The organism is Sphingosinicella sp. (assembly GCF_013911755.1).
In the GTDB taxonomy this organism is placed as follows: Bacteria; Pseudomonadota; Alphaproteobacteria; order Sphingomonadales; family Sphingomonadaceae; genus Sphingosinicella.
In genome coordinates this window covers 37,042-59,458 of the sequence record NZ_JACESP010000008.1, presented here as the reverse complement: position 1 = coordinate 59,458, position 22,417 = coordinate 37,042, and the positions used below count along the sequence as shown (strand labels likewise).

The following is a 22,417-nucleotide window of genomic DNA, read 5'->3' as shown; positions in this document are numbered from 1 at the left end:
CTCACAAGATCGAATCTCGCGAGGGACCGGGTGGTCTCACCAAGGTTCGGCCTCTTTACCGCGCGCCAGAACGACTCGTAGCCTCGGGCACATCACCGCAAATGGAAGGACTACATCCCATGCGCAGGCCCCGTGACTATGATGCTGAGATGAAGCTGCTTGCTGACAAGGCCAAGGCGCTTCAGGACCGGAAGCTGAGAGAGCTTGGGCAGCTCGTCACCGCGACTGGTGCTGATACGCTTGGGGCCGATGTGCTTGCGGGCGTGCTGATCACCGCCGCCGCGGCCACCGACATGGTACAGAGGGAGGAATGGCGCACGGCGGGCGCGGCTTTCTTTCTGCGCGGGAAACAGGCTCAGGCTGGCACTGCGAAGGCTACTGCGCGCCGAGAAGCGGCTCCGCGTTCTCCGCAATCGGCTACAGGCGCGGCGGACGCGGGCTGATACGCGGGACTGGGTCGTGAAGCGCCGCGAGCGGACGCGCCGGCTCATCGAACTCGGCGGGCTCGTCGTGAAGGCCAGGCTCGACGTGCTCGTCGAGGATGACAGGGCGGCGATCTACGGGGCGCTGCTCGGGCTCGTGCAGCAGGCGGACAGGGAGCGGCGCGGCGCGGTCGTTGCGCTGTGGCGGCGCAAGGGGAAACGGGCGTTCGAAGCCGAGCAGAACCAGACATGACATCGACTTCGCACCCGCTTTTCTGAGCTGGTCACATCCGGAAAGCGGAAAAATCGTTCCAACAAGCATCTGCATTCGACGCTCCAAACGTAGCATGCGTCTGCAATCAGTGATCAGGCCAACTGCGGTGCAGCTCGTCAATGATGTAAGGATGCCCAGCGGTGCCTCCGGCGTGTTCTTTTCGAAGATGCGGATGGTCGGCGGACAAGTCGTCGTGACGATGCTCGATGATTTCGGGATCTTTCCGTGGCCAGATCCACCACGCGACCAACGTGCCGACGAACGCCATCGCCGCGCTTGCGCCGAACGCCGTGCCCAAGCCGGCGCGCGCACCGAACTGGCCAGCGAGGGGATAGGCGATGAGCCAGCAGACATGGCTGAGCGCGAATTGTGCTGCGAACAATGCGGGGCGGCCCTCTGCGCCTGACGAGCGCCGCAGCAGCCGGCCGCCTGGGGTGATGCTCGCGGCATAGCAGAGCCCCAGCGCGAACCAGCCCGCGAGGACGGTCGGCCAGTGGCCCGGTGCATTGGCAAGCGACCATGAGGCGGCAAGCAGTGCGAGCACGACACTCATGCAAGCTGCCGCGGCGATCATGACGCTGCGGTCCGTCGTGCGGTCGAGAAGGCGCGGCAGGAGTAACGCTGCGATCATTGAGCCCCCGCCGAAGGCTGCAAACGTGATCGCAACCTCGCTTTGACCGAGTCCAAGCGCGCCGCGAACGAGCACCGGCGTGTTGACGATGACCATTGCGCTCGCTGCGGCAGCAGCAAGCGTAACGGCGAGAAGGCCGCGCAGGCGGGGGGTTTTCAGATATTGGCGGGCGCCGCGCGTCGTTCTGTCGTAGATGCCGCCGCTTGCGGGTTTCGCTTCGGACTGCGGAAAGGTCACTGACAGCACGAGTAGCGCCGAGGCGGCAAAGCCGATCGCCGTGCCCGAGAAGAGCCAGTGGAAATTCATGATGCCGAGCAGCGCCGCAGCGAGCAGGGGGCTTGCGAGGCTTTCCATGTCATAAGCAAGCCGCGAGAGCGACAGTGCTTTCGTATACGCCTTCTCGTCGGGCAGGACATCGGGGATCGTTGCCTGGAAGGACGGCGTGAACCCCGCCGACGCGGACTGGAGAATGAATATCAGGATGTAGATTTGCCACACCTGGTCGACGAAGGGGAGTATCAAGGCGACAAGTCCGCGAACCACATCCATCGCGACAAGGAAGGTCTTCCTCGGCAGGCGGTTCGCGTAGGCACCGACGACAGGAGCGATGCCGATATAGGCAATCATCTTGATTGCCATCGCGGTGCCGAGCACGGCGCCCGCATCCGCCCCCGCGATTTCATAGGCGAGAAGCCCGAGCGCGACCGTTGCGAGGCCCGTGCCGACGAGCGCGATGATCTGCGCGAGGAAGAGGTGGCGATACGTCCGGTTCGAAAGCACATCGAGCATGGCTTTGGTCCTTGCTATGCCTCCGGCCGAGCCGGCCGGCCGGAGGTCACGCCTGCGTCCTCAGACGACGCGGCGAATTTCGCTATAGGCGCCTTCGGTACGCAGCGTGATGGTCACCGGACTCCCCGAGCGGTTGCGCCAGAACCAGCCATGCGTGCCGTTGAAAGCGGCGACGAGTTCCCCCTTCTCGCCGGTCGACTCACGCCCCTTGCCGTAGCCATGATAGAAACCGCGCGGCGCATTTTCGGGATCGCCGTGCGTGTCGAAATTGACATGACCACCTTCAACCGACCAGTCGAAGGCGAGACGCGCACCGTTCGTCATTTTCGCTTTGATCTCGGCGCCCTCGCCGGGCGCAAGGGTAAGCGTCATCGTGTCGGACCGCTGCGCGGTGGCAACGGTCGACGCAGCGGCGGTGGGGGCTTCGGTCACAGCCGGTACGGCCGTGGTCGTAGGGGCCATGGTTTCGGACACGGCATCACGTGCCGCTTCTTCTGCGAGTTGAGTCTTGATCTCGCCCATCTTCGTCAGGCCGAGCTGTCGCCCGACGCCGGTCGGGTCGATCGCATATTCGCTGGGAAGAACGATTGCGATCAGAATCGCACCTGCACTGATGATGGCAAGGCCAGTTGCGCGAAGGAGCTGGCCGGTGGTCGGCAGGTCTTCGAGACGGGGGCGCTGGGAATTGAACATGGCGGATTCCTTTGAATTAGCTGATTGCGTAGCCGGCGAGCTGGTAGCCGACGAGCACGAAGCCCGCGGTCATCAGCAGCACATTGGCGGCGAAGGCGTGACGCATGAAACTTGAGGTTCGGCGCCAGTAGCCCATGAGGATGAGAATTGCGGCGAGCGCGAGCAATTGCCCGATCTCGACCCCGATGTTGAACGCAAGGAGGTTCGGGATCAGCCCATCGTTCGCGATCTCGAACTCGATGATCTTCGTTGCAAGACCGAAGCCATGGAAGAATCCGAAGATCAGCGTCGCGGCCCTGGTGTCCGGCTGAAAGCCGAACCAGCGCTGAAAGGCACCGAGATTGTCGAGCGCTTTGTAAACGACCGAAAGGCCGATGATCGCATCAATGATATAGGCGTTGGCGCTGATGCCGCTCAGGACGCCGAACAGCATCGTCGTCGAATGACCGATCGCGAACAGCGTTACATAGAGGCCGATATCCTTCATCCGGTAAAGGAAGAAGATGACCCCAAAGAGGAAGAGCAGATGGTCGTAGCCGGTGACCATGTGCTTGGCGCCGAGATAGACGAAGGGCCAGAAGAGAAAGCCGGTGCTTTCCTGAATATAGCCCTTGTCGCCTTCGGCGACATTATGTGCCCAGGCCTCCGCGCCCGCAGCGAGGGTCAGGAGGATCAAACTGACGCCGAGCAGGAGCCTCCGGGTGGACATCCACGGCGGCGCGATCGTGCGAGTAAACATGCAATAGTCTCCTGAATTACTGAAAGGACCGCGCGGGCTCGCTCTGCGGGGCCGCGTGCTTCCCGGCCGCACGGCCATGCACCATGCGGTAAAGCGCCGGCAGCACGAGCAGCGTCAGGATCGTCGAAGACACGATCCCCCCGATCACCACGGTAGCCAGCGGCCGCTGCACCTCCGCACCCGCGCCGACGTTGAAGGCCATCGGGACGAACCCGAGGCTGGCGACGAGCGCGGTCATGAGTACCGGACGCAGACGGGTGAGCGCGCCTTCGCGGATCGCTTCCTCCAGCGCCGCGCCGCCCTCGCGGAGCTGGCGGATGAAGCTCAGCATCACGACGCCGTTCAGCACCGCAACGCCCGAGAGGGCGATGAAGCCCACACCGGCCGAGATCGACAACGGCATGTCGCGGATGAGCAGCGCGGCAACACCGCCGGTGAGCGCCAGCGGCACCCCCGAGAAGACGATCGCGGCATCCCTGCCCGAACGGAACAGCGCATAGAGCAGTCCGAAGATCAGCAGCATTGCAGCCGGCACCACGATCTGGAGGCGCTTCGCCGCCGAGATGAGCTGCTCGAACGTGCCACCATAGCTGATCCAGTAACCGGAAGGCACCTCGACTTCTGCCCCGACCCTGGCCTGAAGGTCCTCGACGAAAGAGCCGAGATCCCGTCCGCGGACATTGGCCGTCACCACGACGCGGCGCTTGCCGTCCTCGCGACTGATTTGGTTGGGGCCGATGACGACCTCCACCTTCGCCACATCCGCGAGCGGCACGAAGCCGCGCAGCCCCGTGTCGGATGCTGCGCCCATCGTCTCCGCCACAGAGGCGCCGACGGCGGGCAGCGGAATGCGCAGACGACCGATCTCGTCGATCCGTTCCCGCGCTTCCTCGGGCAGGCGCACGATGATCGGAAAACGCCGGTCACCCTCGAATATCTGCCCGGCCTCGACGCCGCCGATGGAGATGGCGACGACATCCTGGATATCAGCGACATTGAGACCGAAGCGGGCGAGCGCCGCGCGGTCGGGCGTGATCTGCAGCACCGGCAGACCGGTGACCTGCTCGACGCTGACATCCTGCGCCCCTTCGACGCTCGACGCGACGCCTTCGATCTGCTGCCCGACTTCGAGCAGCGTATCGAGATCGTCTCCGAACACCTTGACCGCGACATCGGCCCGAACACCCGAGAGCAGTTCGTTGAAGCGCATCTGGATCGGCTGGGTGAACTCGTAGTTGTTTCCCGGAATTTCAGCGACGGCCACCTGCAGTTCGCGAACAAGCTCCGCCTTGGGCTTGCGCGGATCAGGCCAATCCTCCCGGTCCTTCAGGAAGATGAAGGTGTCGGCAACCGATGGCGGCATCGGATCGGTTGCGACTTCCGCCGTGCCGATCTTCGCCACCACCCGGTCGACCTCCGGAAACTGCTTGATGCGTGCCTCCAGGGCGGTCTGCATACTGATCGCCTGGCTGAGGCTGGTGCCGGGGATGCGCAGCGCATGAAGCGCGATATCGCCCTCGTCGAGGTTCGGCACGAACTCCGACCCCATACGGCTCGCGGCGAAGCCCGAGATGAGCACGAGCCCGACCGCACCCGCCACGAACAGCGTTCTCAGCCGCATCGCTCTGTCGAGCGAGGGTGCATAGATACGCCGCGCCCAACCCATCAGCCGGCTTTCCTTTTCCTCGACCTTGCCCGTGACGAACAGCGCGACCGCCGCCGGTACGAAGGTGAGCGAGAGAATGAGCGCCGCGCTCAGGGCCATCACGACGGTGATCGCCATCGGATGAAACATTTTCCCTTCGACGCCCGTGAGCGCGAAGATCGGTACATAGACGAGCGCGATGATCAGCACGCCGAAGAGCGACGGACGAATCACCTCCGACGTTGCCGAAGCGGCGAGGCGGAAGCGCTCTTCCCGATCAAGCAGGCGACCGAGTTGGTGTTGTGCTTCGCCGAAACGCCTGAGGCAATTCTCGACGATGATTACCGCCCCGTCGACGATGAGGCCGAAGTCGAGAGCCCCGAGACTCATGAGGTTTCCGGACACGCCTCCACGGACCATGCCGGTGATCGTCATCAGCATGGTTATAGGGATGACCGCCGCCGTGATCAGCGCCGCGCGGACGTTGCCGAGCAGCAGGAACAGCACGACGATGACGAGCAGCGCGCCCTCTAGAAGGTTTTTCTCGACGGTCCAGATCGCGCGCTCGACGAGATCGGTGCGATCGTAGATCGGTACGGCTTTCACACCGCCCGGAAGTGCCTTTGCGGCTTCCTCAAGCCTCTGTGCGGCAGCGCGTGCGACGATGCGGCTGTTCTCGCCCGCGAGCATGAAGACCGTGCCGAGCACGACTTCCTTGCCATTCTCGGTCGCGGCGCCGGTACGCAGTTCCTCGCCGAGGTTGATGTCTGCGACGTCGGCGATGCGGATCGGCACGCCGCCGCGGTTGCTGACGATGATCATTCCAAGGTCGTCGATGCCCGCGGCCTGGCCGGGCGTGCGGACGAGATATTGCTCGCCGTAGCGCTCGACATACCCCGCGCCGCGATTGTCGTTGTTGCGCTCAAGTGCGCGAACGACGTCGCCGAGCGTCAGCCCATAGGCAGACAGTCGTGCGGGGAGCGGGGTCACATGATACTGGCGTTCGTAGCCGCCGATGCTGTTGACCTCGGTCACGCCGGGCGTGCTGCGAAGCTGCGGCCGGATCACCCAGTCCTGCAACGTCCGCAAATCCTCGGGCGTATAGGCGGTGCCGTCGGGTTTCTTCGCGCCCGGCACGGCTTCGAGCGTATACATGAAAATCTCGCCGAGGCCGGTTGCGATCGGACCCATTTCCGGAGTGACGCCGGGCGGGAGTTGTTCGCGTGCCGATTGCAGCCGTTCATTGATGAGCTGACGGGCAAAATAGATGCTCGTGCCATCCTCGAAGACCGCGGTGACCTGGCTAAGCCCATAGCGCGAGACCGACCTTGTATATTGCAGCCCCGGCAGCCCGGCGATTGCCGTCTCGACCGGAAAGGTCACGCGCTGCTCGGCTTCGAGCGGAGAGAAACCCGGCGCCTCGCTGTTGATCTGCACCTGAACATTGGTGATGTCGGGCGTGGCGTCGATGGGCAGCCGCTGGAAGCTCCAGACGCCGATTGCGCAAAGCAGTGCGACCATCGCAAGAATCGCCCAGCGGAACCGGATCGCACCTGTGATCATCCGCTCGAGCAAGGGCGTTTTTCCCTGCAGCGGTGCTGTCTCAATGGTCATGGCTCGCCCCCGATTTCTCGATGTCGGCGCGGATCAGGAAGGCACCGTCGACGACATAGACCTCGCCCGGCTCAAGCCCGCCGAGCACTTCGGTCCACTCAGGCGTGCGGCGCCCGATTTCGAGCATCCGCACCTCATAGGTGTTGCCGACCTTCGCGAAGACCACCTCGAAGTCGCGGAAGCGCTGGATCGCCTTCGTCCGTACTGCGAGCGGCACGTTCGATTGCGCCACCGCAAAGCTGCCCTCGACGCCCATGCCCGGGCGGAACACACGCGAGGCGGATGGCGGCAAATGAACATGGGCAATCATCGTCTGGCTCGCGACATCGGCCGTTGGCAGGATCGCCTCAACCTCGCCTTCGAAGCGCACCTCGCCCGACAGGCTGCGGAGGTTCACCGACTGCCCGACGCGGACCCTTTCAGCATCACGCGGATAGACGAAGAATTCGGCATGGAGCTTGGTCGGATCCGCGACGACGAAAAGCGCGCGGTCACCGGTCGTATCGCCGACGTTGACATTCTTCTCCACGATCGTGCCGCTGATCGGCGCTGTGATCGCGTAGGTCTGGAGCGAATGGCTCGACTCCACCCGCGCGAGAACGTGGCCCCGCGACACCTGCTGCCCAAGCTTGCCGCTGAGCGAGACGATGAGGCCCGGCAGGCGCGCACGCACTTCGCCCTTGCCCTCGGGCGTGATCTCGATCCGCCCCCCCATGTCGGCAAGGTCGCTGACGGTTGCAGGCCCCGCCGCTTCGGTCTTGATGCCTCCGGCTTTGGCAGCCTCCGGAGTGATGACGGTACGCCCTTCATAGGAGGGATAGGACCATTTGTGATTGCGCCCGCCTTCCGAGGCCTGAACGCGAACGTCGAAACTGTGCGGTTCGGTGACGACACCGCTGCCCCGCAGAAAGTCTTCCTGCGGGGTGAAGCTGAAGCGATCGGTCTTGTTGCCGAGACGGCCCAGTTCGATCGTCAGCTTGACCTCCGACGGCTTGATCGGTTCGTCGTTCCGATAGGCATAGACGCGGAACTCGGGATCGACGCCGTCCTCGAAGATGGTGATCTCGAGCGCAAGATCACCGTCGCGAAGCATACGGCCTCGATGCGGGCCACGTTCATATTCGCCGGCGGCGACAGCAGCTTTTTCGCCGCTTTCTTTTGGCGGCGGGCCGTCGCTGCACGACGCCAGCAGCACGACCGCCAGGAGGGGCAGCGTCCTCAACAAGTGTTTCGTGTTCATCGAACGGTCTCCAGGGTTGCGAGCAGGGGCGCATGACGGCCGGCCAGGCGGTCGAGGCGCACGCTCAGAAGATGAAAGCGTCGAAGCAGGTCGACGCGACGCGCGCGCGCGTCGTGGGCAACGGTCTGGGCCTGACTGAACTCAAGAAAGGTGAAGGCCGTGCCCCCGCGCGCGAGCCCGTCACGGATCAGCCGCACCGCGCGTTCAGCGCTGGGAAGCACGTCAGCGTCGATCCGCCTGATCTCGGCGGCGATCAGCCGGCGATCGGCGGCGAGCTTGTCGATCTCGCGACTAATCTCGACGCGCGTCACGGCGATATCCGCTTCCAGCGCGCGTCGTTCGGCCTCGGCCCGCATCACATTGCCGCGATTGGCACGTTTGGCGCCGATCGGTATCGAGCCGCCGATCATCACGGCGACATCATTGCCATCGCCGAAATGGCGTAGCCCGATGCGACCGCTCGGGTCGGAGACATTGCCGGTTTCGGCGAGCTTCACCTTCGCGTCCGCGGCCGCGCGTTCCGCGAGGAGAGAGGCAATATCGGCGGACTCCCCGCGAGGTGGGACAGTGACGTCCAGCGCCTTAAATGTTGCCGGATCAAGTTTGAAGTCGCCCGAACCGCCCCACCAGGCCGCGAGGTTCGCGCGGGCGATCTGCGCTGCTTCCCGTGCCTGCTCCAGTGCGATCTCGGCCTGTGCCACATTGGTCCGCGCCCGCTCGGCCGCGAACTGTGGATCGAGTGCCCCCCGCACGCGCTTCACCACATCGCGTTCGACATGCTGAAGGTCGGTCAGGCGGGCTTCGGCCACGGGTATCGCCGCTTCGGCGGCCAGCGCCTCGACCCAGGCCGCCTGCACGCGCGCAAGGCGATCGAGCAGGCGAACGCTGTTTTGCTGTGCCACGACTTCGACATCGGCACGCGCCGCGCCGATGCGCGCTTCCCGCTTGCCCCCGCGCTCCCAGGTCCGCTCGTACCAGCCGGTCGTTTGCGGCCGGTCGAGCGACGAATAGGCACCGGTGCCCACAAAATCCTCGACATCGAGACCGATCACGTCGCGTGGCCGGACGTCAGCCTGCAATATGCCGGCATCCACGGCTTCAAGTCTCGCTGCGTTGGCAGCAACGGCGGGGTCGCTGCTTGCGACCCGGGAAAGAACCTCGTCCAGAGTTAGGGTCTGCGCCCGTGCGGGCTGCGCGACTGCGGCCAGCAGAACGCCGAAGAGCAGCGCTCTACGGACGGCACACGCGCCGGAGCGCGCTCGATATTGGGAAAACATGAGATAACGGCCTCGCTGAAAGGCGTGGAAACACCCCGCGCCTCACGATGCGGCGCAGGAACTCAGGCGTTCAGCGGGGTTCTGGGAGGGCGCTCTTGTCCAAGTGCGCCAAGACCGGCGATCGGTCGGTCCGCGCGGAGACCGTGCATTTTTCCTGAAAAATCAATTTCGAGGTAACGTGCGAGACTTGGGAATATCAGGCTAGAGCCATTGTCGCCATGATGATGGTGAGGACCACCGGCAATATGATCACCGGGCTGTTCACGCCCTGCCTCGTCACTTTGATCATGGTGTGCGTCATCGTGTTCATGGACCGCATCGAATGAAAGCGTGCCAGGCGCCGCATGCTCATGGTCGATTGTCGCAGACGACGCGTGCTGGATGTTGTTCAGCGCTTTTGCAGGAACGGCCCCTGCGTACAGCAGCATGAGCGCTGCACAAAGTGCGGCGATAAAGCGCCGCGCGCGGGAGGCGAACAGTTCGAGCACGATTGCCATGTACTCAGCGCGCCGCACATTGACAATACGGATGAGCGTCTGAGCCCGGCGCGCCCTCCACGCGGCTCAGATCACCTGCGCATAGCGGCGGTCGATCGCCTCCCAATCGAGATTGCGGAACCAGGCATCGATATACCGGGCTGCCTGGGCGCCGTAGTCCATGTGGAAACTGTGCTCGTACATATCCAGCACCAGCAGCGGAACGCCGGCGGCGGCGCCGTGCATATGATCCCATGCCCAATGATTGTTGAGTGAGCGGGTATGCAGGTTGTAGGCGAGAATCGCCCAGCCCGACCCGCCGGCCAGGCTCATGCCGATGCGGCGGAATTCGGCCTCCCAGGTTGCGAAAGAACCGAACGCCGTCGTGATCGCGTCACGGATCGAGCCTGCCGCCGCGCCGTCGCCGCCCAGCGCGTCGAAATAGATTTCGTGCAATACGACCGAGCCGGTGCGATGCAGCTCTTCGCGCTTGAGGCCGCCATAGATCGCGGCCGGCGCTTCACTGTCGGCAAGCGCCGCCGCCAGACGGGGGCGGAGAGCGTTCAGCGTCTTGACCGACCCCTGGTAGTTGTTCTCCCAATGGGACCGGATCAGTCGTTCGGAAAGACCGTCGAGCTTCGCCGGATCGAATTTGAGTGGCCTCGGCTGATAAGTGCCGGCAAAGGCGGGCGCGAGGGCCGACGCAGGCTGCTGTGCTTCCGCGCTATCCATTGCGGTCATCGCAACGGCGCCCATTCCAAGGGTCTGCACGGCGGTGCGTCGTGAGATTTCGGTCACTGGAGCGTCTCCTTCAGGCAATGAATACATAGGCCGCGCCGAGACCGGCGCAGGCCAGCAGCACCGGGATCATTCCGGCCTTGAAGCGGAACACCGCGATTGCCGCCCCGGCTGCGAGAATGAAGGCGGGCAGGTTGAGCGAGGCGAGCACCGGTGCATCGAAAGCGCCGCCCAGGATGCTCACCGTCCGCACCTCGTTGAACAGCGTGTGGATCGCGAACCAGAGCGCGAGGTTCAGGATCACACCGACCACTGCCGCAGTGATTGCGCCGAGCGCGGCTGAAAGCGCCGGGTTACCACGCAGCCGCTCCACAAAGGGCGCGCCGCCGAAAATCCACAGAAAGCAGGGCACGAACGTTACCCAGGTTGTCAGGATCGCGCCGAGCGTCGCGGCGACCAGCGGATGCAAATCGCCCGCATCCCGAAATGCCGCGAGGAAACCGACGAACTGCGTGACCATGATCAGCGGCCCCGGCGTCGTCTCCGCCAGCCCGAGTCCGTCCAGCATTTCGCCGGGCTGCAACCAGCCATAGGTGCCGACCGCTTCCTGCGCGACGTATGCAAGCACCGCGTAGGCGCCGCCAAAGGTAACCACCGCCATTTGGCTGAAGAATGTCGCGATGCGCGTGAATACGTCATCCGGCCCGAACAGCGCGAGCATCGCCGCGACGGGTGCCAGCCAAAGAAACAGCAGCGTGCCGGAGATTTTGAGCGACCATGCAAGATCGGGGCGGGCATGGTCTGGCAGTCCTTCGCCGAGGGCAGTGTCGCGATCGTGGACCACATCGCCGCTCGCCGGGCCATGCCCGCCGCCGACCTTGAAGGCCGGAACGCCATGGCGTCCGCCGACATAGCCGCCAAGCGCGGCCGCCAGTACGATCAGCGGAAACGGCGCGCCAAGGAAGAAGATGGCGACGAAGGCCGCAACCGCGATCCCGCGCATCACGTTGTTCTTGAGTGCCCGCGAACCGACCCGGACAACCGCCTGAAGCACGACCGCGAGGACCGCAGCCTTCAAACCGAAGAACAACCCCTCGATCAGCGGTGTTTGCCCGAGCAACACGTAGACGAAGCTGAGCCCAAGGATCGCGAGAAAGCCGGGCAACACAAACAGCGCGCCCGCGACCAGCCCGCCCTTGGTCTTGTGCAGCAGCCAGCCGATGTAGGCGGCGAGCTGTTGCGCCTCCGGGCCGGGCAGCAACATGCAATAGTTGAGCGCGTGCAGAAACCGCTCCTCGCCGATCCACCGCTTCTCCTCGACGAGGATGCGGTGCATGACCGCGATCTGCCCCGCGGGGCCGCCGAAACTCAGCGACGCGATCCGCGCCCACACCCGCACGGCATCGCCGAATGGGATGCCATGATCTTTCGCTGGCGTGGCAGCGCTCTCCTGAAGCTCGGTTGTGACGGTCATCGCTCGGCTTTTCGATTACTGAAGAAGGCGTGGAACTGGTTGAGCGCGTCACCGCCACTGGCAATGCGTTGCAGGTCATCGTCAGTCGACGCGCAAACCCCCGACAGCATCGCGCCGAGACCCGGCGTCTCCGGGCGCCGGAACTTGCCGTCGCCAATGTCGAGATCGTGGATGATCTCGCCAATCGCGACGAGCGCCGGGTCGCTTTCCAGTTCAGCGCGCAGCAACAGGGTCTCGAAGCTGCACTGATCGCCTTCGTGTGTGAACTCTGCATCGACCATATCGAAGCGCAGCTCACCCGGCCGCGGTGCGTAGCTTTTGCCGTCGACGAACTTGAAACACGCCTCGGGGTCGATGAACCGGTGGATCAGCCACGCGCTGGCAATACGATCGACATGGACGCCGCGCCGTGTCACCCAGACGCGGTTCTTGAGGTCGGCGGTAGACAAGGGTGCCTGCTCGCCTGTGCGGCCGACGTCCGGATGGACATAACGCTGCGCGTCCAGCTCACGCAGGGTCGCCTCGGCATCCTGGCGGCCGTGCGCGCCGAAGAAGTCGAGTCGGATGATGTCCGAGAGCCGTCGCTGGAGCTTCGCGATTTCCGCGCCCGAGGGCGGCCCTGTCTCGAGCAGGCGGCGCGCGGCCTGTGTCAACTCATTATAGTCAGCGTCGCGTCCCGCATCAAAAAGGCCGCGCAGATCGGCATCGCTCTGACCCTCAATCATCCGCGCATCGATCAGGACGGCCTCGCCGCCGCTCGACTCGATCTCGGCGAGCAGTTCGCGGAAGGCGGCTTCATTCTCTTCTTGCCGGGGCAGCACATGCACTGCGTTCTTGAGCGGCACGGCGCCGATCGCCTGCAGGCGGCGCCAAATCTTCACGCGCAGGTAGGGCGGCTTCGCCGGGAGCTGATGGAGCAGCGCCAACCAGTGTTCGGAGCCGATTGAATGCGACATAGTGGCATATGTATCATAGAAAATCATTCAATGAAACATATGTATCTTATTCTCGCCACTGTGCTGACCGTAGCCATTATGCAGTGCGAGCTTCGTCCGTGCCGAGGTTGGTAACAGCCTCACCCCCGTGGCGATGCGCCGGCGACGGATCGTTCATTGTGACGGCAAGTTTCCGAAACTCTCACATGGCAGGCTAGAAGCCACAGGCAATGACAGCTTTGCGGCTGATTTCGGCCACTTCTGCGTTTCGTAAAAAAGTACGCATCACCATGCGCGATGCAGATTCTGGAAATCTTCTCTCCCCATTGATCGCTGGTTCAGATATCATCTGCCATCGCAGCAACGCCCATGCACTTCGACCTTGAACATGACGATATTCCGGCCACGCGGCTGACGGAAGTGTGCATCATCGGCGCAGGCGCGGCGGGCATAGGTGTTGCCCGCCGCCTGCTCGCGCAAGGGCGCAGCGTCGTCCTCCTCGAAAGCGGCGGCCTCGACTACGAGCCGGACACGGCGGGCCTCGGCGCGGGCCGCAATGTCGGCGAAGACTATTACGACCTCGAAGATTCGCGCCTGCGCTTCTTCGGCGGCACCACGGCGATCTGGGGCGGCCGCTGTGCCGAACTCGATCCCATCGATTTCGAACACCGCGACTGGGTGCCCCACTCGGGCTGGCCGATCTCTCGCGAAACGCTGGAACCCTATTACCGCGAGGCGTGGGCGGAACTGGGCTTCCCACAGGGCCCGGATACGGCCGAGTCGATGAAGGCCGCGGGCGTACCGCTCCCCGACCTCGACCCTGCCCGGCTCACGCTTGGCACATGGCAGTTCGACGAGCGCTTCAATCGCTTCACGTTCGATGCCTGCGCGGACCTCCGCGAGCATCCGCGCTGCACCATCGTCACCCACGCCACTGTCACCCGCATCGCGGCCGGCGGAGCGGGCGCCGTCACGCATGTCGAGGCGAAAAGTCTCACCGGGCGCACGCTTCGCGTCCACGCCCGCTACTTCGTGCTTGCCGCTGGCGGTCTTGAAAACCCGCGCCTGCTGCTCGCGAATCGCCTCGGCAACGACCGCGACCTTGTCGGCCGCTTCTTCATGGAGCATCCGCACGCGCGCGGCGGACGCGTGGTGGAGGGCGCCGCATGGACGCTGCTCAAGGGCTTCGCGCGGCGGCACCGATTGAACGGCCGCAAGGTCGCCGCGCTCATCGCGCCGAGCGCCGCGCGGCAGGCGGAGCGCCGCATTCTCAACACCTCGATGATTGTCGCGGGACGGCAGCCTGCGGATGCGCGCCAGTTCATCGGTATGCGCGCCTATTCGGGCCTCAAGCACAAGACGGCGCCGACCCGCGCCGGGCGCGGGCTCTGGATGCTCACCAAGCGCGCGGCCTCGTTCGTTCAGGAACACGCCGACCCGCTGCGTCCATGGCTGCTCCACAAGATGGGCGGCCTCGATCTCGCACTCCTCGTGCGCGCCGAGCAAGCGCCGAACCCCGATAGCCGCGTGCAGCTCGACACGGAAAGCGACCCCCTCGGCGTGCCGCGCATCAAGCTCGACTGGCGCCTCACCGAACTCGACGTCGAAAGCGTCGCCGTACTCGTGGAGGATTTCGGGCACGAACTCGAACGTCTCGGCATGGGCCGCGTCGCGGTGGCCGAGTGGTTGCTCGGCAGCGGGCGCCGCTGGACGACCGACCCGCTCATCAGTTCGCATCCGATCGGCGGCTACCATCACATCGGCACGACGCGCATGGCCGCAAGCCCTGCCGAGGGTGTGTGCGACCCCGAAGGCCGCGTGCACGGCGTCGCAAACCTTTATGTCGCCGGAAGTTCGCTGTTCCCCAGCTCGGGCTGGGCAAACCCGACCCTCACCATCGTCGCGCTCGCCAAGCGCACGGGCGATGCCGTGGCCGATCGGCTCAATCGCGCGCAGCCACAGCCCCTCCGCGAGCCGCAGCCGGCGGTTCGCCCGGCACGCGCAGCATCTGCACGTCGCTGGTCGATCAGGCCAGAACTGGCCGCTGCCGTGCTCTTCGGGTTCATGCTGGTGGGCGATCAGGCGATGGACAACGAGTTCGACATGCTCCCCGATGCCGCGCCGATTGACGACACGGTTCCCACAGCACCGACCTTTCAGACACCCGATGACCAAGACGAGGATGATGAGGACCCGGCCGCGAAGCAGACGCAGGAGCCCGACAGTCCCTTGCCGCGGACATGATCTACCGGGCAGCTTTTCCGCTGCAAGACTGAAAGGCTGCACTCTGTGCCGGATCGTGGAGAACGGGGGCAATCGAGACAGGGTAAACTCACCCCTTTGCCGTCCCTTTCAGCTCCGCAATCCGCTCGCTGCATACGGCATGGACGACACGGCCGAGCTCCTCGACCTGCTCCCCCAGCCATGTTAGTTCTTCTTCGCTGATCCGGTAGTGCTTCGAGTAGCGGGCTTTGACATAGGCCTGCTTCAGCTTCTCGAACATCGCGCGCTGCTTGCGGTTGTCCTCGGGCCAGACATACATCAATCGGCGGTCGATCAGGTTGGCCTGCGACCGCAAGAAACCGAGGTTGTGAACGTGGGGCGTATAGAATGTGCAGACGAGAAGGACGCAGTGATAGAGGCGTTCTACACACTGATGCAGTTCAAAAGCCGCTTTTTTGAAACGCTGCCGTTCTACATTTGAACGAAAATCATCGTAAAACTCACCGGCACTTGGATACCATTCTTCATAGTATTCCTGCGCCATTTTGAGCGCATCCTTCGGCGTCTTGGGCTTCGGCGTATGGAGCACGCTGTCGTCGCTCTGGTAGAGCGCGATGCCGTCCTTCGCGACGTCCATGAAGAAGTACCGGCCATGGGCAAGGCCGTCATTCACCTCCTGCAGCGTGTGCACGATGAAGTTGACCGGCGTCTTGATCGACTTGGTGATGCCGTACTCCCGGTGGAAGCGTTCCTCGGCCTTCGCCCAGTACGTCACATAGTCGGTCAGCCGCTTGTCGTTGACGATGACGAGAAGGTCGAAGTCGGACTTGTAGCCCTTGGCGGTGTGCGGCTCGTCGACCCAGCCGCCGCGCGCGTAGCTGCCGTAGAGGATAACCTTGGTGATGCGGCCCTTCTTCTTCCACTGGTGCTGGGCAAGCGCGAGGGTGTCACCAAACTCCTCGAACAGAATCTCAACGACGCGTTCGAGCTCGCGCTGCTTGGGCAAGGGAAGATGATCGAGGCTCGTGCGCATAGGAGACCTTCCTAGCAACTCAGACATGACTTTGCACTGCAAGAACAGGCTGTTGCCGCGAGTAGGGACGCCGCAACCCCCTGATCAGAGGGTTGCGGCCTTGTGCAGCGCCACCAGCGCCGCCGCCATGCGCGTCTCGACATCGCGGACAGAGAGGCCGAGCCGCAGCGCGATCCGGTCGTTGAGGAGCCCGTCCCAGGCCAGCTCCATGACCTGCTGCGATACCGGGTCGAGCGCGGCGAACGCTTCCCGGTAGGGCTTGCCGATCTTAAGTATGTGCCGGATGGCCTTCCGCATATGCCAGCGCACCCGCCACTCGCCGATCCTCAGCTCACCGGCGATCTCGGCGTAGGCCTTGCCCTCGACCCTGTGGGCGATGAACACCATCAAAGTCCGCTCGGGCAGCTTCCGCAGCCATGCCCGCATCACCGCGTGCCGGTCGCGCTCAAGGGGCACACTGGGTTCAGGTACAGATTTGCCGTTCATCGTCTTTCTCCTGCCAACAGCCGCGGCCCCGGCCGGAGGGCGGGGCGGGCGGCAGGAACGGGGAGAGGCGGACCGCATGAGGCGGCGTGCACCCGAAGGGCTGGAACGCGAGTGGAAGACCTGCCGCAGGCAGGTTGCAGGCCGGCGAGGCCCGCCTAAAGCCCGTGACGCCCGCTCCCGATCCTCAGGACGGTACAAACGACAACACCCCGCCCGTGAGGGCGGGGTGGCTATCCGCTTCGACGCTTGGCGTCACATAATCAGGAAGCCCCGCGCCGCCGCACGCGGCGGCGCGGGGCTGTAGCCTCAGACCTTCTTCTTGCCACGCCCCGGCGTCGTGCGCTTGGTGCCGAGCCCGATCTTCTTCGCCAGTTCCTGGCGCTGCAGCGCGTAGTTCGGTGCGACCATCGGATAGTCGGCGGGAAGACCCCACTTCGCCCGGTATTCGTCGGGGGTCATGTTGAAGTGCGTCATCAGGTGGCGCTTCAGCATCTTGAGTTTCTTGCCGTCTTCGAGACAGGTGATGAAGTCGGGCTTCACCGACGAACGGACAGAGACGGCAGGCTCCTGTTTGGGTTTCTCCACTTCAACCACGCCGCCGAGCTTCGCGAGCGCCGCGTAGACGTTCGCGATGAGGATCGGCAGATCGGAGACCGCGACCGTGTTGTTGGCGACATGCGATGAGACAATCTCGGCGGTGAGCATCAGGAGTTCCTGATGCGCCGTGTTCTGTTCTGTCATGAGAAAAGACCCTGTTCTTTGCGTCCCGCTGTATTGCCGGACTTGCGCGCTGCCTACACCAATGCGCATGAACGCGGAATTGCTGAAATGACATCCGGTTCCATGATTTTATACTTTTGACGCGAAGTGATTCGCGTGACTTTTGCACCGCGGAACCTCCTGAGATGGTAATTATCAGCCCCTATCAAAAATATCTTTGCGTCAATAAGCATCAATCGGCGTTCACGTGCGTCCGTATGCTTCCAGAACGTACTATCTCCCTGTTTGCGCACTGTTTTGGCACTCTTGACGCGTGCGCCAATTCTGGACTTCCTGATCTTCGCAAGGGGGGCTGACAACCGCTTAAGGAAGGACCAGCCATGTCCCATGACCGTATCCTGCGCTTGCACGCCGTCCTCGACCGCACCGGGCTCAGCCGCTCGACACTCTACAGGAAGATGCAAAGCGGCACGTTCCCACGCCAGGTCCGGATCGCCACGCGCTGCACCGGCTGGCGCGAGTCCGCCGTCAGCGCATGGATGAAGAGCCCGATGTTCTTCCATGTCGACGACCTGCCGGCGGAGTAGGGCGTGCCGCTGCTCACCGACCGGTTTGTTGGGATCCGTGACGTGACCCGGCGTACCAGCCTCAGCCGCACGACGATCGCACGCACTGTGAAGGCCGGATCATTCCCGGCGCCGGTTCGATTCAGCGCGACGTGCGTTGGCTGGTATGAGTCCGAGATCGACGCATGGATCGCAGAGATCCGCTAGCGGCGGTTGCCTTCCAGCAAATCGACAGGCTCGGCGAGCCCCTCGCACAGCAGGTCCGCCCAGTCCTGCGCGATCTCGATGCGGCGATCCATGAACGCCGCCCGGTTGTAGGCGCTTTCCACCGTGTTCGCAGGAACATGCGCAAGCATCAGGTCGATGACCTTGGCATCGAGCTCGGCAAGGATGCGTTGGCCGCTCTCGCGGGCGCTGCGCTCGGCAACCTCGTTCATGATCGTCGAGAAGCTCGCGCGCCAGCCGTGCGGCACATGACGGCCGTGGAAGCCGACGCGGTTGTAAAGATAGCCGATGGCGTTCTCGCTCATCGGCCGATGCGCATGGCGCTGCGACGGGAACACCAGCCGGTTCCTGCCCGTGAGCGTTCGCATGGCGCGGAGCACGGCAACAGACTGCCGGGAGAGCGGCACCAGATGATCGAACGCCGTCTCGTCCTTGCGCGCAAGCACCAGCTTCATTCGCGCAGAGGGGATACGCCACAGCGGCAGCTCGCCGCTGACGACAGGATCGAACCTATCCCAGTCGATGTTCTCGAACTCGTCCCAGGTCACCCCGCGGATGACGCCGGGCCGCACTGCGGTGAGCGCGAGCAGCCGCGACGCGAGCTTCACCACGGGCGTTGCATCGGAGGTTTCCGCCGCCAGCAGCACGCCGCGCGCATCCTCGATCCGCAACATCGCCGGCTGCCGGCCTTTCTTCGGCACCGGCTTCATCGCCTTCACGATGCCGGAGGCGGGATCATGATCGGCGACGCCTTCGGCAATCGCGTAGCAGAAGATCGACGAGATGCGCTGGCGCAGCCGCCGCGCCGTTTCGATCGCACCCCGTGCCTCGACCTTGCGCAAGGTCGCGAGGATCACCCGGCTGTCGATGGCCGGGATCGGAAGCTTGCCGAGGTGCGGGAAGACATCGTTCTCAAGGCTGGAAATCACGTCTGCCGCATGTACCGGTGCCCAACGCGGCGCCTGCAGCGCGTGCCACGCGCGTGCCAGCTTCTCGAACGTCTCCATCGCCGCGGCAGACGCCGCGAGCTTCCGCTTGCGCTTCTCGACGGCAGGGTCGCGGAAGTCGCGGAGCTGCTGCCGCGCTTCGTCGCGCAGCTTCCGCGCCGCATCCAGAGACACCTCGGGGTAGAGGCCGAACACCAGCCGCTTTTCCCGGTCTGCGAATCGGTATTTGAGGCGCCAGGACTTCGCGCCCTTGCGCGTCACGTAGAGGTACAGCCCACCAGAATCGGTGATTTTGTAGTCCCGCTCGGCGGGTTTGGCTTTCCTCACCTGGAGGTCCGTCAGCACGAGTGCCCCCATCTCTCAAACCGGTGCCCCCAAAACTGTCCCGTACAGCATGGGATTTGGGGGCATCCAAAGGGATTAAATGAGAGAACAGGCTAGCCGGAAATCGGCTGAAAAGCAAGGTTTTCTGGGACTTTTTGAGCATCCTCGAAGGCGCTCGGTGGCGGAGACGGAGGGATTCGAACCCTCGGTACGGGTATCCCCGTACGGCGGTTTAGCAAACCGCTGGTTTCAGCCACTCACCCACGTCTCCAGCCGAAGGCGCGGCTATAGCGAAGCCGTTCGCCGCGTTCAACTCATGTTGTGACGGCCGTTCGCCTTTAGCGTGTCGATGATACGCTTCACGTCCTGGGCGCGCTCGTTCGCAACGACGAGGACGGCGTCGCCGGTGGCGATGATGGTGACGTTGGAGACGCCGATGGCCGCAACGAGGGGGCCTTCGCTGCGGATGAGGCAATCCGCAGTATCGAGTGCGATGACGTCGCCGCCCACGGCATTGCCGGCCGCGTCGCGGGGAAGCTGTTCGAGAAGCGCGTTGAAGGCCCCGATGTCCGACCAGCCCATCTCGACGGGAACGACGGCGACTCGCTCGGCCTTCTCCATCACGGCATAGTCGATGCTGTCGGACGGGGAGGCGAGGAAGCTCGCGCGGTCGGGGCGAAGGATCGGGCCTTCATGGGCAGCGTCCGCGACTGAGTGGCGCACGGCGGCGTCTATGTCGGGGGCATGGCGGCGCAGTTCGGCAAGGAAGCTGCCGGCACGAAGCAGGAAGATACCTGCGTTCCAGTAGAAACGGCCGGTTTCGAGATAGGCTTTCGCCGTCTCCAGCGGCGGCTTTTCGACGAAACGGGCGACGCGATGCACGCCCTCTGCAATTGATTCGGCCGTTTCGATGTAACCGTAGCCGGTTTCCGGGCGATCGGGCGTGATGCCGAAGGTGACCAGCCAGCCGTCTTGCGCGAGGGGCTTGGCGCGTGCGATCGCGGCGCGGAAGGCGTCGACATCGTTGATGATGTGATCGGACGGCATCACGAGCATCAGCTCGTCCTCTGGAAGCATGAGCGCGGCCAGCGCCACTGCTGGCGCCGTGTTCCGACCCGCAGGCTCCAGGACGATCGCGCGCGGCGCAACGCCGATCTCGGCGAGCTGCGCTTCGATCTCCGTAAGATGCGCTTCTCCAGCGACGATAAGCGGCGCTCGGAAGCCGTTTTCGGCCGGCGCGCGCCGCGCGGCCGACTGAATCAGCGTTTCGGAACCAAGGAGGCGGAGGAGCTGCTTTGGGGTCGCGTTGCGGGACAGCGGCCACAAGCGGGTTCCGGCGCCCCCGGAAAGGATAACGGGCGTGGTTTGCACTTTGTTCACCGCCTTGCTCTACCTGCACAGCCAATAGGCCCGGGTTAAGGCAGTCACAAGCGGTGCCGAACACGGTCTGGCGCATCCACGCCATAAATCCGTCGCTGGCGTGTTCCTAGCAAGCTATTGTAAACTGTCGGCAAAGCAGGGGGGTAGTCGAAGCCTATGAGCAGGGGTGGCCACGTTTGATTCGACTTTTCAACCACTATCTCCCGCGTCCGTTGCTCATCCTCGGCCTTGTCGAGATCGTGCTGATCTATCTTTCGGCACAGGCCGCCTGGCTTTTCCGGGCGCAACAGATCGGTATGGACCCGGGCAGCATCGCCGAGCAGGCGCCGCAGTTCGCGCTTTATTCGCTGACCGTGTACCTCGTTATGCTCGGCATCGGCGCATACCAGATGGACTGTTTCCGGTCGCTGCGCATGGCGATGAGCCGGCTTGCCGTGGCCATGCTGGTCAGCATCACGGCCATTTCGGTGATCCTGTTCTTCTTCCCGGATGTCGATCTTTGGCGGTCGGTCGTTCTCTATGCCATCGCGCTCACGTTCGTCGTGATCTTCGCATGGCGGGTCCTCATGTCGCGGATCGTGAAGTGGAAGAGCTTCCGATTCCGTGTGCTCATCATCGGTGCGGGACAGCGGGGTGCGCGGCTCGCCCGCGCGGCGCAGGCGCCCGATTCGAATTTCACAGCCGCCGGTGTGGTGCGGCTCACCGATACCAGCAACGCGATCGATGATGCGATGGCCATCGATTCGGTGCCATCGCTTGTCGATCTGTGCGAGCAGTTGCGGATCGATGAGGTCGTGCTGGCGCTCGATGAGCGCCGAGGCGCGGCACCAAGCGAAAAGCTTCTCGAAGTGAAGCTGGCGGGCTTTCCAGTCTCGGAGATCAGCAGCTTTCTCGAGCGACAGACAGGGCGCGTCGATCTGCGCTCGATCTCGCCCTCCTGGCTGATCTATTCGGACGGTTTTCTGGGCGCCGAGCCGCTTGCAATCATGTTCAAGCGGTTGTTCGACATCACGGCGAGCCTCATCCTGCTCTTGCTCGCATCGCCGATCCTCATTGTGGCCGCGCTCGCGGTGAAGCTGACCAGCCCGGGCGACATCTTCTACCGGCAGGAGCGGGTGGGGCAGTTCGGCAAGACCTTCAACGTCGTGAAATTCCGCTCAATGGTGGCGGATGCCGAAAAGGACGGGAAAGCGCAGTGGGCGAAGTCCGGCGATCCGCGTGTGACGCCGGTCGGCCGCATCCTCCGCGCCTCGCGAATCGACGAAATTCCGCAAATCTACAACGTGCTCACAGGCGACATGAGCTTCGTGGGCCCCCGCCCGGAACGGCCGGTGTTCGTGGAGGAGCTGGCGGCGGAAATCCCGTACTACCGGGAACGGCACATCGTGAAACCGGGCATCACAGGGTGGGCGCAGCTCAACTACCCCTATGGCGCGAGCGTGATGGATGCACGCCACAAGCTCGAATACGACCTTTACTACATTAAGAACTACAGCCTGTTTCTCGACCTGCTCATCCTGATCCAGACCGTCCGCGTCGTCGTCTGGCAAGACGGGGTGCGCTAGC

General features: G+C 63.9%; 21 protein-coding genes and 1 tRNA gene. 6 read left to right on the top strand and 16 right to left on the bottom strand.

Going from position 1 to position 22,417, the window contains the following annotated elements; all coding sequences use genetic code 11:
* Positions 1-119 precede the first annotated feature (119 nt).
* Together H2052_RS07645 and H2052_RS07640 are read left to right on the top strand one after the other, a co-directional pair.
* A complete protein-coding gene (locus tag H2052_RS07645; RefSeq protein WP_293779817.1) occupies positions 120-443 on the top strand; it encodes a conjugal transfer protein TraD in 324 nt (107 codons plus the stop codon).
* Positions 444-459: 16 nt separating this feature from the next.
* A complete protein-coding gene (locus H2052_RS07640; RefSeq protein ID WP_293779815.1) occupies positions 460-675 on the top strand; it encodes a conjugal transfer protein TraD in 216 nt (71 codons plus the stop codon).
* A gap of 106 nt (positions 676-781) precedes the next feature.
* Here the strand turns inward: H2052_RS07640 and H2052_RS07635 are convergent, their stop codons facing one another.
* The 10 genes from H2052_RS07635 to H2052_RS07590 all read right to left on the bottom strand — a co-directional run bounded on the left by H2052_RS07635 (position 782) and on the right by H2052_RS07590 (position 12,968).
* Complete coding sequence (locus H2052_RS07635; RefSeq protein ID WP_293779813.1) at positions 782-2,116, bottom strand: MFS transporter; 1,335 nt, start codon at positions 2,114-2,116, stop codon at positions 782-784.
* A gap of 60 nt (positions 2,117-2,176) precedes the next feature.
* A complete protein-coding gene (locus tag H2052_RS07630) occupies positions 2,177-2,809 on the bottom strand; it encodes a transmembrane anchor protein (protein WP_293779811.1) in 633 nt (210 codons plus the stop codon).
* A 16-nt stretch (positions 2,810-2,825) separates the two neighbouring features.
* Entirely contained in the window at positions 2,826-3,548 is a 723-nt protein-coding gene (locus H2052_RS07625) for a HupE/UreJ family protein (protein ID WP_293779809.1), read from the bottom strand.
* Positions 3,549-3,564: 16 nt separating this feature from the next.
* A complete protein-coding gene (locus H2052_RS07620; protein WP_366484346.1) occupies positions 3,565-6,768 on the bottom strand; it encodes a CusA/CzcA family heavy metal efflux RND transporter in 3,204 nt (1,067 codons plus the stop codon).
* Positions 6,769-6,796: 28 nt separating this feature from the next.
* Positions 6,797-8,047 (bottom strand): HlyD family efflux transporter periplasmic adaptor subunit, encoded by a 1,251-nt coding sequence (locus H2052_RS07615; protein ID WP_293779805.1) that lies wholly within the window; start codon positions 8,045-8,047, stop codon positions 6,797-6,799.
* A complete protein-coding gene (locus H2052_RS07610) occupies positions 8,044-9,324 on the bottom strand; it encodes a TolC family protein (RefSeq protein ID WP_293779803.1) in 1,281 nt (426 codons plus the stop codon). The genes H2052_RS07615 and H2052_RS07610 overlap by 4 nt, the downstream gene beginning before the upstream one ends.
* A 62-nt stretch (positions 9,325-9,386) precedes the next feature.
* Positions 9,387-9,821 (bottom strand): hypothetical protein, encoded by a 435-nt coding sequence (locus H2052_RS07605; protein ID WP_293779801.1) that lies wholly within the window; start codon positions 9,819-9,821, stop codon positions 9,387-9,389.
* A 66-nt stretch (positions 9,822-9,887) separates the two neighbouring features.
* Positions 9,888-10,598 (bottom strand): Fe-Mn family superoxide dismutase, encoded by a 711-nt coding sequence (locus H2052_RS07600; protein ID WP_366484336.1) that lies wholly within the window; start codon positions 10,596-10,598, stop codon positions 9,888-9,890.
* Between the two features lie 13 nt (positions 10,599-10,611).
* Entirely contained in the window at positions 10,612-12,012 is a 1,401-nt protein-coding gene (gene chrA / locus H2052_RS07595; protein WP_293779799.1) for a chromate efflux transporter, read from the bottom strand.
* Positions 12,009-12,968 (bottom strand): chromate resistance protein ChrB domain-containing protein, encoded by a 960-nt coding sequence (locus tag H2052_RS07590; RefSeq protein WP_366484335.1) that lies wholly within the window; start codon positions 12,966-12,968, stop codon positions 12,009-12,011. The genes chrA and H2052_RS07590 overlap by 4 nt, the downstream gene beginning before the upstream one ends.
* 348 nt (positions 12,969-13,316) lie before the next feature.
* On the opposite strand from H2052_RS07590, the gene H2052_RS07585 reads away from it, so the two are divergent.
* A complete protein-coding gene (locus tag H2052_RS07585) occupies positions 13,317-15,191 on the top strand; it encodes a GMC family oxidoreductase (RefSeq protein ID WP_293779795.1) in 1,875 nt (624 codons plus the stop codon).
* An 88-nt stretch (positions 15,192-15,279) separates the two neighbouring features.
* On the opposite strand, the gene H2052_RS07580 is transcribed toward H2052_RS07585, so the two are convergent.
* The 3 genes from H2052_RS07580 to H2052_RS07570 all read right to left on the bottom strand — a co-directional run bounded on the left by H2052_RS07580 (position 15,280) and on the right by H2052_RS07570 (position 17,430).
* Complete coding sequence (locus H2052_RS07580; protein WP_293779793.1) at positions 15,280-16,203, bottom strand: nucleotidyltransferase and HEPN domain-containing protein; 924 nt, start codon at positions 16,201-16,203, stop codon at positions 15,280-15,282.
* Positions 16,204-16,287: 84 nt separating this feature from the next.
* Complete coding sequence (locus H2052_RS07575; protein WP_293779791.1) at positions 16,288-16,689, bottom strand: sigma factor-like helix-turn-helix DNA-binding protein; 402 nt, start codon at positions 16,687-16,689, stop codon at positions 16,288-16,290.
* Between the two features lie 306 nt (positions 16,690-16,995).
* Positions 16,996-17,430 carry a MucR family transcriptional regulator gene (locus H2052_RS07570; RefSeq protein ID WP_293779789.1) on the bottom strand — a complete coding sequence of 145 codons (435 nt, stop codon included), beginning with the start codon at positions 17,428-17,430 and terminating at the stop codon, positions 16,996-16,998.
* Between the two features lie 359 nt (positions 17,431-17,789).
* Between H2052_RS07570 and H2052_RS07565 the strand changes: the two genes are divergently transcribed.
* Entirely contained in the window at positions 17,790-17,996 is a 207-nt protein-coding gene (locus tag H2052_RS07565; protein WP_293779787.1) for an AlpA family phage regulatory protein, read from the top strand.
* 3 nt (positions 17,997-17,999) lie between these two features.
* The gene (locus tag H2052_RS07560) at positions 18,000-18,182 is read left to right on the top strand and encodes an AlpA family phage regulatory protein (RefSeq protein WP_293779785.1); all 183 of its coding nucleotides are present in this window, start codon (positions 18,000-18,002) and stop codon (positions 18,180-18,182) included.
* On the opposite strand, the gene H2052_RS07555 is transcribed toward H2052_RS07560, so the two are convergent.
* The 3 genes from H2052_RS07555 to H2052_RS07545 form a co-directional block, all read right to left on the bottom strand.
* Positions 18,179-19,492, bottom strand: coding sequence for an integrase arm-type DNA-binding domain-containing protein (locus H2052_RS07555; RefSeq protein WP_293779783.1), 1,314 nt, complete (start codon positions 19,490-19,492; stop codon positions 18,179-18,181). The two genes, H2052_RS07560 and H2052_RS07555, sit on opposite strands and share 4 nt — an antisense overlap.
* Before the next feature lie 158 nt (positions 19,493-19,650).
* Positions 19,651-19,742: transfer RNA gene (locus tag H2052_RS07550), tRNA-Ser, on the bottom strand.
* Between the two features lie 38 nt (positions 19,743-19,780).
* Complete coding sequence (locus H2052_RS07545; protein ID WP_293779781.1) at positions 19,781-20,851, bottom strand: mannose-1-phosphate guanylyltransferase/mannose-6-phosphate isomerase; 1,071 nt, start codon at positions 20,849-20,851, stop codon at positions 19,781-19,783.
* 176 nt (positions 20,852-21,027) lie between these two features.
* On the opposite strand from H2052_RS07545, the gene H2052_RS07540 reads away from it, so the two are divergent.
* Positions 21,028-22,416, top strand: a complete 1,389-nt coding sequence (locus tag H2052_RS07540) for a TIGR03013 family XrtA/PEP-CTERM system glycosyltransferase (protein WP_293779779.1) — start codon at positions 21,028-21,030, stop codon at positions 22,414-22,416.
* Position 22,417: the final 1 nt, after the last annotated feature.